At 61.1% G+C, this 12507-nt stretch carries 11 protein-coding genes and 1 tRNA gene; 2 read left to right on the top strand and 10 right to left on the bottom strand.

All coding sequences use genetic code 11. From position 1 onward, the window contains the following. Nucleotides 1-3: 3 nt before the first annotated feature. The 4 genes from leuB to leuC form a co-directional block, all read right to left on the bottom strand. On the bottom strand, nucleotides 4-1086 hold the full coding sequence (gene leuB / locus ACWNZ1_RS25535; RefSeq protein WP_135846297.1) for a 3-isopropylmalate dehydrogenase: 1083 nt from the start codon (nucleotides 1084-1086) through the stop codon (nucleotides 4-6). A 65-nt stretch (nucleotides 1087-1151) separates the two neighbouring features. Then, nucleotides 1152-1916, bottom strand: coding sequence for a class I SAM-dependent methyltransferase (locus ACWNZ1_RS25540; RefSeq protein ID WP_265072242.1), 765 nt, complete (start codon nucleotides 1914-1916; stop codon nucleotides 1152-1154). A gap of 139 nt (nucleotides 1917-2055) precedes the next feature. Then, entirely contained in the window at nucleotides 2056-2700 is a 645-nt protein-coding gene (gene leuD, locus ACWNZ1_RS25545; protein WP_135846299.1) for a 3-isopropylmalate dehydratase small subunit, read from the bottom strand. Between the two features lie 11 nt (nucleotides 2701-2711). Continuing rightward, nucleotides 2712-4130 (bottom strand): 3-isopropylmalate dehydratase large subunit, encoded by a 1419-nt coding sequence (gene leuC, locus ACWNZ1_RS25550; RefSeq protein WP_135846300.1) that lies wholly within the window; start codon nucleotides 4128-4130, stop codon nucleotides 2712-2714. Nucleotides 4131-4287: 157 nt separating this feature from the next. Here leuC and ACWNZ1_RS25555 point away from each other — a divergent pair, with 157 nt between their 5' ends. Next, nucleotides 4288-5175: a LysR family transcriptional regulator gene (locus ACWNZ1_RS25555; RefSeq protein WP_135846301.1), complete on the top strand. Its 888-nt coding sequence runs from the start codon at nucleotides 4288-4290 to the stop codon at nucleotides 5173-5175. A 69-nt stretch (nucleotides 5176-5244) separates the two neighbouring features. Further along, nucleotides 5245-8523 carry an EAL domain-containing protein gene (locus tag ACWNZ1_RS25560; protein ID WP_256453466.1) on the top strand — a complete coding sequence of 1093 codons (3279 nt, stop codon included), beginning with the start codon at nucleotides 5245-5247 and terminating at the stop codon, nucleotides 8521-8523. A gap of 71 nt (nucleotides 8524-8594) precedes the next feature. Here ACWNZ1_RS25560 and ACWNZ1_RS25565 read toward each other — a convergent pair whose 3' ends face one another. From ACWNZ1_RS25565 to ACWNZ1_RS25590, 6 genes are all read right to left on the bottom strand, one after another. Beyond that, complete coding sequence (locus ACWNZ1_RS25565) at nucleotides 8595-9047, bottom strand: Hsp20 family protein (protein WP_135846303.1); 453 nt, start codon at nucleotides 9045-9047, stop codon at nucleotides 8595-8597. A gap of 119 nt (nucleotides 9048-9166) precedes the next feature. Then, a complete protein-coding gene (locus tag ACWNZ1_RS25570; protein ID WP_135846304.1) occupies nucleotides 9167-10126 on the bottom strand; it encodes a tRNA dihydrouridine synthase in 960 nt (319 codons plus the stop codon). Nucleotides 10127-10238: 112 nt separating this feature from the next. Next, the gene (locus ACWNZ1_RS25575; RefSeq protein ID WP_135846305.1) at nucleotides 10239-10688 is read right to left on the bottom strand and encodes an acyl-CoA thioesterase; all 450 of its coding nucleotides are present in this window, start codon (nucleotides 10686-10688) and stop codon (nucleotides 10239-10241) included. Nucleotides 10689-10773: 85 nt separating this feature from the next. Next, a complete protein-coding gene (locus ACWNZ1_RS25580; protein ID WP_256453467.1) occupies nucleotides 10774-11607 on the bottom strand; it encodes an alpha/beta fold hydrolase in 834 nt (277 codons plus the stop codon). 28 nt (nucleotides 11608-11635) lie between these two features. Then, nucleotides 11636-12175 carry a TetR/AcrR family transcriptional regulator gene (locus ACWNZ1_RS25585; RefSeq protein WP_256453468.1) on the bottom strand — a complete coding sequence of 180 codons (540 nt, stop codon included), beginning with the start codon at nucleotides 12173-12175 and terminating at the stop codon, nucleotides 11636-11638. 181 nt (nucleotides 12176-12356) lie between these two features. Beyond that, nucleotides 12357-12432, bottom strand: a tRNA-Glu gene (locus tag ACWNZ1_RS25590). Nucleotides 12433-12507 lie beyond the last annotated feature (75 nt).

A 12507-nucleotide genomic window follows, 5' to 3' on the forward strand; every position in this document is an offset into this window, starting at 1 on the left:
AGATTACAGATTCCGCAGCGCGGCGACTACTGCATCGCCCATTTGCTGCGTACCGACTTTGGTACAACCTTGCGACCAGATATCACCGGTGCGCAAGCCTTGATCCAAGACCACGCTGACGGCTTTTTCGATCGCGTCGGCGGCATCGTTCAAGTTGAAGCTGTAACGCAGCATCATCGACACCGACAGAATGGTCGCCAACGGGTTGGCAATGCCCTGCCCGGCGATGTCCGGTGCCGAACCGTGGCACGGCTCGTACATGCCCTTGTTGTTGGCATCCAGGGAGGCCGACGGCAGCATGCCGATGGAACCGGTGAGCATCGATGCCTCGTCGGACAGGATGTCACCGAACATGTTGTCGGTGACGATCACGTCGAACTGCTTCGGTGCGCGCACCAGTTGCATGGCGGCGTTATCGACGTACATGTGGCTCAGTTCGATGTCCGGGTAATCCTTGGCGACTTCCTCGACCACTTCGCGCCACAGTTGGCTGGACGCCAGGACGTTGGCCTTGTCCACCGAGCACAGCTTCTTGCCGCGCACGCGGGCCATATCGAAACCAACCCGGGCGATACGGCGGATTTCGCTTTCGCTGTACGGCAGCGTGTCGTAGGCCTGACGCTCGCCGTTATCCAGTTCACGCGTGCCGCGCGGGGCGCCGAAATAGATACCGCCGGTCAGCTCACGGACGATGAGGATGTCCAGGCCCGAAACGATTTCCGGCTTCAGGCTCGAAGCGTCGGCCAGTTGCGGGTAGAGAATCGCCGGGCGCAGGTTGCCGAACAGGCCCAGTTGTGCACGGATCTTCAGCAGGCCGCGCTCGGGACGAATATCGCGCTCGATCTTGTCCCATTTCGGGCCGCCCACGGCACCCAGCAACACGGCATCGGCTGCGCGGGCACGGTCCAGGGTTTCATCGGCCAGGGGCACGCCATGTTTGTCGATGGCTGCGCCGCCGATCACGTCGTGACTGAGCTCGAAGCCCAGGCCGTACTTGTCGTTCGCCAGCTCCAGGACCTTGACCGCTTCGGCCATGATTTCCGGGCCAATACCATCGCCAGGGAGAATCAGAATCTGCTTGCTCATGCTTTCCTCATTTGCTCTATCGGCGCGCCCCAGGCTTGGCAGCCTTGGACTGACCGGGAAAAATGCTATCGCTCGGCCCACAGCACCAGTACATCTGTACTGAACGAACCATCGGCCTCAATCTCAAAATATTCACGCACTTCATCACCCATGGCGCGTTGCAGCTCAAGAATCGCTGCACGCATCACCTCGGGGGTGCGCATGCGCTCGACCCAGGAGCGGTATTCCAGGCGCAGGCGCTGGCGCGCGGTGCTGCGGGTGTGCAGCCCCGCTTCGCTGACCTGGCGCAGCCATTCACCGGCCGAATAATCGCGCACATGGCTGGTGTCGCGCAGCACTTCGACGCTTTGCAGGTAGGTGTCCAGCAACGGCATGCCGGGCGACAGGACATCAATGAACGCCACCACGCCACCCGGCTTGAGCACCCGGCGCACTTCCCGCAACGCCAGCCCCAGGTCACTCCAATGATGCGCCGAATAACGGCTGAACACGAAGTCGAACTCAGCATCGGCGAACGGCAGGCGCTCGGCGGCACCGCGTACCGTGGTGATGTTACCCATGCCTCGATCCACTGCCGCGGCGGCGACGACGTCGAGCATTTGCTGGGACAAATCGTAGGCCACCACTTCGGCGGCCAGTGGCGCGACGTGGAAACTCACATGACCGGCGCCACAGCCCAAGTCCAGCACCCGGGCATCGCCACGGCCCGCCAGCTCAGCCTGTAGCAGCGCGAACTCGGCGCCCTGGGCGTGCACGGCACTGCTCAGATAGGCCGAGGCCTGTTCACCGAATTGCTTTTGTACAACCTGACTGTGGGCGGTGCTGGTCATAGGGACTTCCTTTTAGCTTGCGTTGTTAGTGCCGCCATCTTCGCGAGCAAGCCCGCTCCCACAAGGGGTTTTGTTTACGCTGCAAATCCAGTGTGGGAGCGAGCTTGCTCGCGATGGCGTCTTTACGCCTTACTCAAAATCAAGCATCCCGAAACAGCCAAGGCTGGCTCGCCCGATGCTTGGCCTCGAACGCGGCAATCGCCTCGCCGTCCTGCAAGGTCAGGCCGATATCGTCCAGGCCGTTGAGCAGGCAATGCTTGCGGAACGCGTCAATCTCGAAACTCAACACCTTGCCGTCGGGACGGGTCACGGTCTGGGTCGCAAGGTCGATCTGCAGTTGATAGCCCGGATTGGCCTCGACTTGCTGAAACAACTCGTCCACTTCAGCTTCACTCAAGATGATCGGCAGCAAACCGTTCTTGAAGCTGTTGTTGAAAAAGATGTCGGCGTAGCTCGGCGCGATGATGCTGCGAAAACCGTACTCTTCCAGGGCCCATGGCGCGTGTTCACGACTGGAACCGCAGCCGAAGTTCTCGCGGGCCAGCAACACGCTGGCGCCCTGGTAGCGCTCGGCGTTGAGCACGAAATCCTTGTTCAACGGCCGCTTGGAGTTGTCCTGGTACGGCTGGCCGACATCCAGGTAGCGCCACTCGTCGAACAGGTTCGGGCCGAAGCCGGTGCGCTTGATGGACTTCAGGAACTGCTTGGGAATGATCTGATCGGTGTCGACGTTGGCACGATCCAAAGGCGCGACAAGACCAGTGTGCTGGGTAAAAGCTTTCATGCTGCGCTCCTTCAGATCAATTCGCGGACGTCGACGAAACGGCCGTTGACAGCCGCCGCCGCGGCCATGGCTGGGCTCACCAGGTGCGTACGACCACCGGCGCCCTGACGGCCTTCGAAGTTACGGTTGGAGGTGGAGGCGCAATGTTCGCCCGACTCCAAACGGTCGGGGTTCATTGCCAGGCACATCGAGCACCCCGGCTCGCGCCATTCGAAACCGGCCTCGAGGAAAATCTTGTCCAGCCCTTCCGCTTCGGCCTGTGCCTTCACCAGACCCGAGCCCGGCACGACGATGGCCTGCTTGATGGTCGAGGCGACCTTGCGGCCCTTGGCGATCACTGCAGCGGCACGCAGGTCTTCGATCCGCGAGTTGGTGCAGGAGCCGATGAACACGCGATCGAGCTGAATGTCGGTGATCGCCTGGTTGGCGCTCAAGCCCATGTATTTCAGGGCGCGGACGATCGAGTCACGCTTGACCAGGTCCATTTCCTTGGCGGGATCCGGGACGTTCTGATCCACCGCCAAGACCATTTCCGGGGAAGTGCCCCAGCTGACTTGCGGTTTGATCTGGGTCGCGTCGAGCTCGACTACGGTGTCGAATTTCGCATCAGCATCGGAGACCAGGTCTTTCCAGGCTTCGACTGCCATGTCCCACTCAGCACCTTTCGGGGAGAACGGACGACCCTTGACGTATTCCACGGTTTTTTCGTCGGCGGCCACCAGGCCAACGCGAGCGCCGGCTTCGATGGACATGTTGCAGATGGTCATGCGGCCTTCGACAGACAGGTCGCGAATCGCACTGCCGGCGAACTCGATGGCATGGCCGTTACCGCCGGCGGTGCCGATCTTGCCGATCACGGCCAGGACGATGTCCTTGGCGGTCACGCCGAACGGCAACGTGCCCTCGACGCGCACCAGCATGTTTTTCATTTTCTTGGCGACCAGGCACTGGGTGGCGAGCACATGCTCGACCTCGGAGGTGCCGATGCCATGGGCCAGGGCGCCGAACGCACCGTGGGTCGAGGTGTGGGAGTCGCCGCAGACCACGGTCATGCCCGGCAAGGTTGCGCCCTGCTCCGGGCCGATGACGTGGACGATGCCCTGACGCACATCATTCATCTTGAATTCGACGATGCCGTATTCGTCACAGTTATCGTCGAGGGTCTGCACCTGCAGGCGCGAGACCTGGTCGGCAATGGCTTCGATGCCGCCCTTGCGCTCCGGCGTGGTCGGTACGTTGTGGTCCGGGGTCGCGATGTTGGCATCGATGCGCCACGGCTTGCGCCCGGCCAGACGCAGGCCTTCGAAAGCCTGCGGCGAAGTCACTTCATGGATGATGTGACGATCGATGTAGATCAGCGCCGAACCATCGTCGCGCTGCTTGACCAAATGCGAATCCCAGAGCTTGTCGTAGAGCGTTTTGCCGGCCATCAGACGGTTTCCTCATCAGCTTGTTTCTATGCCCCGGGTCCTGAGCGAATCAATAACCCCTTGGCTTGTGAGGCTGATCCTATGGGGTTACATTAAATAACTCAAATTCATATTTTTCATACTTTACATAACCAACTGGAATCCGACTGGAACCACCATGGACCTCGCCAATCTCAATGCCTTTATTGCCATCGCCGAGACCGGCAGTTTCTCCGGCGCCGGTGAACGCCTGCACCTGACCCAGCCGGCCATCAGCAAGCGCATTGCTGGCCTTGAGCAACAACTCAAGGTCCGCCTGTTCGACCGCCTGGGCCGGGAAGTGGGCCTGACCGAGGCCGGCCGCGCCCTGCTGCCACGGGCCTACCAGATCCTCAACGTGCTGGACGATACCCGTCGCGCCCTGACCAACCTGACCGGCGAAGTGACCGGGCGCCTGACGCTCGCCACCAGCCACCACATCGGTCTGCACCGCCTGCCACCTTTATTAAGGGAATTCACCCGACGCTACCCACAGGTGGCGCTGGACATTCAGTTCCTGGATTCGGAAGTGGCCTACGAAGAAATCCTCCATGGCCGGGCAGAACTGGCGGTCATCACCCTCGCCCCCGAACCACACACCCTGGTACGGGCCACGCCGGTGTGGGACGACCCTCTGGATTTCGTGGTGGCGCCGGAACATGCGTTGCTCAACGGCGCGGTCAGCCTGGCGGATATTGCCTTGCACCCCGCGGTTTTCCCCGGCGGCAACACCTTTACCCACCACATCGTCCAACGCCTGTTCCAGGCCCAAGGCCTGACGCCCAACATCGCCATGAGCACGAATTATCTGGAAACCATAAAAATGATGGTTTCCATCGGCCTGGCCTGGAGCGTTTTGCCGCGCACCATGCTCGACGAACAGGTGGCGCGCATTCCTTTGCCGGGCATACAGCTCAGTCGCGAGCTAGGCTATATCCTGCACACCGAACGGACGCTGTCGAATGCTGCACGGGCTTTCATGGCCTTACTGGACGCACAAATCGATCTGCCAGGGACAAAGGCATAGGTTGTGCTACTCCTATAGAGCCGCAATGCCTATGCCTAACGCCCAAATCTGCTCAAGGCTCGCGAGATAATGGCCAAACCCGCTGACCACCTGCCGCCCCTGCCGCGTATTCAGGCGCTCGACCCAAAACGGTCCGAGCAAAGCTGGGACAGCGCGCCGCAATTGCTGGCCGCCCTGAACGGTGCGCGGTTGGGGGCCTGGTCGTGGGACATCGATACCGGGCAAATCAGCTGGTCCCGGGGCACCCAGGCGCTGTTCGGCTTCGATCCGCGCCAGCCATTGCCGGCGGATGTGGATTACCTGGACCTGCTGCTACCCGAAGACCGGGCCAAAGCCCTGCGCGCTTTTCACGCGGCAGTGGCTGGCGCGCCGCTGGAACAGGCCATGCATCACCGCATCGTCTGGCCCGATGGCAGCCTGCACTGGCTGGAAATCAGCGGCAGCGTGCTGCCCGACAAGCATGGCCGTCCCCGAATGATCGGGGTGATCCGCGAGATCACCCATCAACGCGAACGGGAACAGGCACTGCGCAGTTCGGAAAAGCGCTTTGCCACGCTCTTCCATCTATGCCCGAACATGGTGCTGCTGACCCGCCAGGAAGATGGACTGATCGTCGAGGCCAACCAATATTTCGAAAGCCTGTTTGGCTGGCCGTTGCACGACATCATCGGCCGCACGACGCTGGAACTGGGTTTGTGGGTCGACCCCGGGCAGCGAAAAAAACTGGTGGAAGCCATCAACGCCAAGGGCGAACTGGCAAGCATGGAGGTCGAGTTGCAGGCCAGCAATGGCCAGATCCACAGTGGCCTGCTCAGCGCGCAAAAGGTCGAACTCGAAGGCCAACCGTACTTGTTGAGCGCGTTCCTTGACACTACCGAACGCAAACGGGCCGAACAGGCCCTCAAAGACAGCCAGGAACGCCTGGACCTGGCCCTCGACTCGGCGCAACTGGGCACCTGGGATTGGCACATTCCCAGCGGCATGCTCTACGGCTCGGCCCGGGCTGCGCAGCTCCACGGCCTGGAGCCCAAGCCGTTTCATGAGTCGTTCGATGAGTTTTTCGACGGGGTCCCCACCGAAGAACGCAATAACATGCGCAACGCCTACCGCAGCCTGCGTGAAGGGCCGGCAGGCAATTATCAACTGACCTACCGCGTACAACTGCCAGACGGCAGCTCCCGCTACCTGGAAAGCCGCGCCCGCCTCTATCGCAACGACGACGGTAGCCCCTTGCGCATGGCCGGCACCTTGCTGGACATCACCGACCAGGTCGAACGTGAGCAGAGCCTGGCGGCATCGGAGGAAAAATTCGCCACGCTGTTCCAGGTCAGCCCCGACCCGATCTGCGTCACCCATCAGGACAGTGGCCGGTTCCTCGAAATCAACTCCAGTTTCACCCAAACCTTCGGCTGGGCGGCCAGTGATGTGATCGGCCTCAGCGCCGACGAAATTGGTCTCTGGGATGCCTCGGGCAGCAGCCTGCAACGCATCGAACGGGTGATCCGCGAGCAGTCACTGAACAATGTCGCCATCGTTGTCCACCATAAGAACGGCCATCCGCTGGCCTGTGTGATCTCCAGCCGGCAAATCAATGTCGGCAACCAACCCTGCATCGTCACCACTTTGCGCGACATCACCCAACAGCAACGCTCCGAAGCGGCCCTCAAGGCCAGCGAGGAGAAGTTCGCCAAGGCGTTCCACTCCAGCCCCGACGCTATCACCATCACCGAACACGAAAGCGGCCGTTACCTTGAGGTCAACGACGGCTTCTGTCGCCTGACCGGCTATCGCGCCGACGAAGTGATCGGGCACACGGTCTATGAGATGGGGATCTGGGCCGAGGAAAAGCAGCGCGCGATGCTGCTGGCCGAGTTGCAACTCAAGGGCCGCGTGCATCATCTGGAAATGCTCGGGCGCAACAAACGCGGGGAAATACTCACCGTGGAAGTCTCGGTGGAGCCCATCACACTCAACGAAACAGCCTGCCTGCTGCTGACGGCCCGAGACGTCAGCCTGCTGCGCAATGCCGAAGCGCAGATACGCCACCTGGCCTATCACGACTCACTGACCAACCTGCCCAATCGGGCCTTGTTGATGGACCGGCTGAGCCAGCAAATCGCCTTGCTCAAGCGCCATAACCTGCGTGGCGCCCTGCTGTTTCTCGACCTGGACCACTTCAAGCACATCAACGACTCCCTTGGTCACCCGGTGGGTGACACGGTGCTGAAGATCATCACCGCACGCCTTGAAGCCAGCGTGCGCCTCGAGGACACCGTTGCGCGGCTCGGTGGCGACGAATTCGTGGTGCTGCTCAGCGGCCTGGAAGGCAGCCGCGCAGCGGTCAGCGCGCAAGTCCAGAGCCTGGCCGATACCTTGCGCGAACTGCTCTCGGAACCGATGTTCCTCGACGGCCAGCGCCTGCAAGTCACACCGAGCATTGGCATGGCACTGATCCCCGACCATGGTTCCACCCCGACCGACCTGCTCAAGCGCGCCGACATTGCGCTGTACCGCGCCAAGGATTCGGGACGCAATACCTCGCAGATGTTCCACGCCACCATGCAAAAAGCCGCCAGCGAACGCCTGCGCATGGAAACCGACCTGCGCCAGGCCCTGGCCCGTGGCGAGTTCAGCGTGCATTTCCAGCCCCAGGTCGACGCACGGGATAACCGCATCATCGGCGCCGAAGCCCTGGTGCGCTGGCATCACCCGGACCTGGGCGCCCAGTCGCCCAACGAATTCATCAAAGTGCTCGAAGACAGCGGGCTGATCCTGGAAGTCGGGACCTGGATCCTCGACGAAGCCTGTGACGGCTTCAAACGACTGATCGCCAGGGGCAAGGTCGATCCGCAGCATTTCAGCCTGTGCGTGAACATCAGTCCGCGGCAGTTCCGCCAGAGCGACTTCGTCGAACGCATTGAAAGCTGCCTCGCCACCCATGGCCTGCCCTGCTCCATGCTGAAGCTGGAAATCACCGAAGGCATCGTGATCCAGAACCTGGACGACACCATCGGCAAGATGCGCCGGCTGAAAAAACTGGGAGTGAGCTTTGCCATGGACGATTTCGGCACCGGCTATTCGTCGCTGACCTACCTCAAGCGCCTACCGGTGGACACCCTGAAAATCGACCAGTCATTCGTGCGCGACGCCACCAGCGACCCCAACGACGCCGAAATCATCCGCGCCATCGTCGCCATGGCCCGCAGCCTCAACCTGGAAATGATTGCCGAAGGTGTGGAAACCCTGGAGCAATTGCATTTCTTGCAAGGGCTTGATTGCCATTTGTATCAGGGCTACCTGCATAGCCGGCCGTTACCGCTGGAGGCGTTTGAGCGGTTGTTACCGTGATGCAAGACCCACAATGAAATCTCCAGAATGAAGAAGGGCGCCATCTGGCGCCCTTCTTCAGTTGCGATGCATCAGTTTTGCAGCGCGGGTTGCGGTTGCGCCCCATTGATCGGGATGCGCTTGGCTTTCGCCTCTTCCGGGATCACCCGCAACAGGTCGATGCTCAACAGACCGTTGCTCAGGCCGGCGGACTTGATCTCGATATGGTCGGCCAACCGGAAGGACAGCTTGAACGCACGCTGGGCGATGCCCTGGTGCAGGTAGGTCACGCTGTCGTTGCTCGCCTCGCGCTTGCCACCGCTGATGGTCAGCACACCTTTTTCCACCTGCAACTCCAGGTCTTCTTCCCGGAATCCGGCGGCGGCAACCACGATGCGGTACTCGTCATCGCCATATTTTTCCACGTTGTAGGGTGGATAGCTGCTGCCCGGTTCGTTGCGCAGGGCGGTTTCGAACAGGTCGTTGAAACGGTCGAAACCCACCGAGGAACGGAACAGAGGGGCCAGCGAAAATGCAGTACTCATGATTCAAATCTCCTGAAAAATTCAGCAAGTTTTTTTGTCTCCGCGACCCGAATTCGGCATCGCGTAACCCCTATCTAGGGTCCGCCAAAAACTTTTCAAGAGCTTTTTTTGAATTTTTTTCAGGCCGCTTCGGTGCGCTGCACACCCAGTAAGCGGCCCACCGCATCCAGGTCGGTCTCCCGGCGCAGAGCGGTAAACAACTCCACCGCTTCGGGATAATTGCGGGTCAGCATCGCCAGCCATTGCTTCAACCGACCCGGTGCCTGGCGGGGTGTCAGTTGCTCGACCACCTGCACCCAGAACTCCTGGAGCATCGGCTGCAGTTCGAGCCAGGACATCTCGACCACTTCCTCACCGGCCCGGGCTGCGGCGATCTGCCGGGCCAGATCGGGACGGGAAACCAGGCCACGACCGAGCATGATGTCCTCGACGCCGCTGATCTCGCGGCAACGGCGCCAGTCTTCCACGCTCCAGATATCGCCGTTGGCGAATACCGGGACCTTGACCACTTCCTGAACCCGCGGGATCCACTCCCAGTGAGCCGGCGGCTTGTAGCCGTCGGTCTTGGTCCGTGCGTGCACCACAATGTGCGCCGCGCCGCCTTCGGCCAGCGCCGTGGCACAGACCAGCGCGCCGTCCGGGCTGTCGAACCCCAGGCGCATTTTGGCGGTGACCGGGATGTGTTTCGGCACCGCACGACGTACGTGTTCGACGATTTCGTTGAGCAGTTCAGGCTCTTTAAGCAATACCGCCCCACCCCGGGATTTGTTCACGGTCTTGGCCGGGCAGCCGAAATTCAGGTCAATAACCTCTGAACCCAACTCGCAAGCCAACGCGGCGTTCTCCGCCAGGCACACCGGATCGGACCCCAGCAATTGCACCCGCAACGGCACGCCGGCGGCAGTCCGGGCACCGCTCAGCAATTCGGGGGCGAGCTTATGGAAATAGGCCGGCGTGAGCAGACGGTCATTGACACGGATGAACTCGGTGACACACCAGTCGATACCGCCAACACGGGTCAGGACGTCCCGCAGGATGTTGTCGACCAACCCCTCCATGGGCGCCAGGGCAATTTGCATGGAAAAACACACTCAACGAAAAAACGTGCGGCAGTTTACCGGATTTTGCCCACGTATCCGGCATTCACCACAAATCCCTTGTGGAAGCGGGCTTGCTCGCGAAAGCGGTGGATCAGTCGGTGAGGATGCCGGATGTCATCAGTGCCACACCATAACCCTCGATGAACTCCGGCGGCATGCGCTTGGGTCTGCCGGTGGACAGTTCAATGCAGACAAATGTGGTCTGGGCCCGCAATAAGGTGGTGTTATCACTGGGGCGGATCAACTGGAAATGCCGGGTCATCTTCAACCGCTGGTCCCAGTCGACGATCCAGGTAGCCAGTTGCAGCTCGTCACCTTCATAGGCCGCCGCGAGGTAATCGATTTCATGCCGCACCACCGCCATGGCCCGGTCCAAGCGCCGATACTCCACCAGATCCAACCCCAGGCGCTGGGAATGGCGCCAGGCACAACGCTCGAGCCAGGTGACGTATACCGCGTTATTGGCGTGGCCCAGCCCGTCGATGTCTTCGGCATTTACTTGAAGATCAATGACGAATGGTGTTGCCCGATCCCAGCCCATGCCCCTCTCCCAGTCGAATTTGGTTGGGGCCAGTGTAACGGATCCGAGCTTGACCGCCATCGCGGGCAAGCCTTGCTCCCACAGATCAAGCCGATTGCCGCGCTTGCAGGCTGCGCCCGGCCAGCAGTGATAACACGCCATCAATGACACGAGGATCGGCCAACACCCGCTGATGACCACCCTGCGGCAAGCGCAGCAAGCGGCTGTCGAACCAGGCTTCGTGAATCAGTTGCGATTCCTTGACCGAGACAAAAGTGTCGTCCTCGGCGTGGACGATCAACCCGGGCACGTCCAGTTGATAATGAGCGACGTCCATCTTCGAGGCGCGCATGCCCACATCGTTTTCCACCAGGCGAATGAAGGCCGAACGCGCCTTGGGCGGCAGCCCCATCATTCGGGCGAACCCGCGCAGCACGCCAAGGATCCGCGCGGGCGCTGCGATGCTGACCAGGGTCTCGGTCTGCAAACCCAACTGAACCGCGAGCATGGCACTGGCGCCGCCCATGGAATGTCCGATTACGGCTTGCAGCGACGGCAATTCAGCCGCGGCTTCGAGCATGGCCCTGGCGAACAGCAGGACGTTGGCCTCACGCCCAGGTGAGCGGCCATGGGCCGGACCGTCCAGCGCCACCACCGTGTAGCCGGCGTCTACCAGTGCCGTGATCAGCGCCGCAAATTGCGTGGGCCGCCCTTCCCAGCCATGCATCAGCAAGACCGTGGGACCTTTGCCCCAGCGCAAGGCGGACAGGCCGAAGCGTAAGGTGATGCGCTCGGAGGTCGCCAGCAATGGCAACTCCCAATCCCGTGGCGGCAAGTCGCGGGGGCGCATGAACAGCGATCGCATCTTCTTCGCGACCAGACCCGGGGTCACCCAGCCCAGCGTGCCATTAACGCCACGAATCCAGCTCAACCTGTTCATCACTCATCTCCAGGGCTTGCGCCTTAGCTCATTGCACCGCCGACTTGGCGGCGCGAAGCAAACGATCCGATAACTCTCCCGGGCCCAGCGCCCGTGCCAGGGCCAGGCCGCCGACCATCAAGGCAATGTCGGCCAAGGCTTTGTCGGCGTCTTCCGGGCTGGCCGCCAACTGCGCGACCATCAACTCAATGTGCTCATTGAGCACCTCACGAAATTCATCCGGTAACCGTCCGAGTTCGCCGACCGATGCCGGAATCGGGCAAGCCAGCTCGGTGGAGTCGCGGTGCTTGCGCGAGAGGTAGAACGCGGCTGCCAGGGCTCGCCGCTCCTCACCGCTCAGCCCGGTATCCATGGCGGCGATCAAGCCGCGGCGCTGACTCAGCAAGTGCTTGAAAGCTTCCAGCATCAAGGCATCCTTGCTTTCGAAGTGAGCATAGAAACCGCCCACTGTCAGCCCGGCGGCGCCCATCACCTCACCCACACTCGGCTCGGCCGGGCCACGCAGGATCAGCGCGGAGCTGGCGGCCTTGAGAATGCGTTCCCGGGTTTGTGCCTTTTTATCGCTCATCGTTGCCTCCGAATATTACGATTGAAATATTATCCATATAATAATTTTCCGCAAGCGGGAAATTTGACCGCTGATCAGAAGCATCTTTTCGAGGAATAGGAGAATTGGCCGAACGCCAGACAAACAAAAGGGCCATTCAAGAATTGAATGACCCCTATAAATCCCGCAGAGCGGGTAATCGTGGCGTCCCCTAGGGGACTCGAACCCCTGTTACCGCCGTGAAAGGGCGGTGTCCTAGGCCACTAGACGAAGGGGACACAAACCTTCTAACTTGATCAGCGCTGAGAACTGATCGACTCAAGGCCGGTGTGGCCAGACCTTGAACCTGTAAA

Source organism: Pseudomonas sp. CFBP 5748 (assembly GCF_053850495.1).

What these genes read in the sequence shown, in the direction of transcription:
- leuD (WP_135846299.1), bottom strand. Translation starts at nt 2,700, where the DNA reads ATGAAAGCTTTTACCCAGCACACTGGTCTTGTCGCGCCTTTGGATCGT.
- ACWNZ1_RS25575 (WP_135846305.1), bottom strand. Translation starts at nt 10,688, where the DNA reads ATGGGCTGGGATCGGGCAACACCATTCGTCATTGATCTTCAAGTAAAT.
- ACWNZ1_RS25565 (WP_135846303.1), bottom strand. Translation starts at nt 9,047, where the DNA reads ATGAGTACTGCATTTTCGCTGGCCCCTCTGTTCCGTTCCTCGGTGGGT.
- ACWNZ1_RS25580 (WP_256453467.1), bottom strand. Translation starts at nt 11,607, where the DNA reads ATGAACAGGTTGAGCTGGATTCGTGGCGTTAATGGCACGCTGGGCTGG.
- ACWNZ1_RS25570 (WP_135846304.1), bottom strand. Translation starts at nt 10,126, where the DNA reads ATGCAAATTGCCCTGGCGCCCATGGAGGGGTTGGTCGACAACATCCTG.
- ACWNZ1_RS25560 (WP_256453466.1), top strand. Translation starts at nt 5,245, where the DNA reads ATGGCCAAACCCGCTGACCACCTGCCGCCCCTGCCGCGTATTCAGGCG.
- ACWNZ1_RS25585 (WP_256453468.1), bottom strand. Translation starts at nt 12,175, where the DNA reads ATGAGCGATAAAAAGGCACAAACCCGGGAACGCATTCTCAAGGCCGCC.
- ACWNZ1_RS25540 (WP_265072242.1), bottom strand. Translation starts at nt 1,916, where the DNA reads ATGACCAGCACCGCCCACAGTCAGGTTGTACAAAAGCAATTCGGTGAA.
- ACWNZ1_RS25555 (WP_135846301.1), top strand. Translation starts at nt 4,288, where the DNA reads ATGGACCTCGCCAATCTCAATGCCTTTATTGCCATCGCCGAGACCGGC.
- leuC (WP_135846300.1), bottom strand. Translation starts at nt 4,130, where the DNA reads ATGGCCGGCAAAACGCTCTACGACAAGCTCTGGGATTCGCATTTGGTC.
- leuB (WP_135846297.1), bottom strand. Translation starts at nt 1,086, where the DNA reads ATGAGCAAGCAGATTCTGATTCTCCCTGGCGATGGTATTGGCCCGGAA.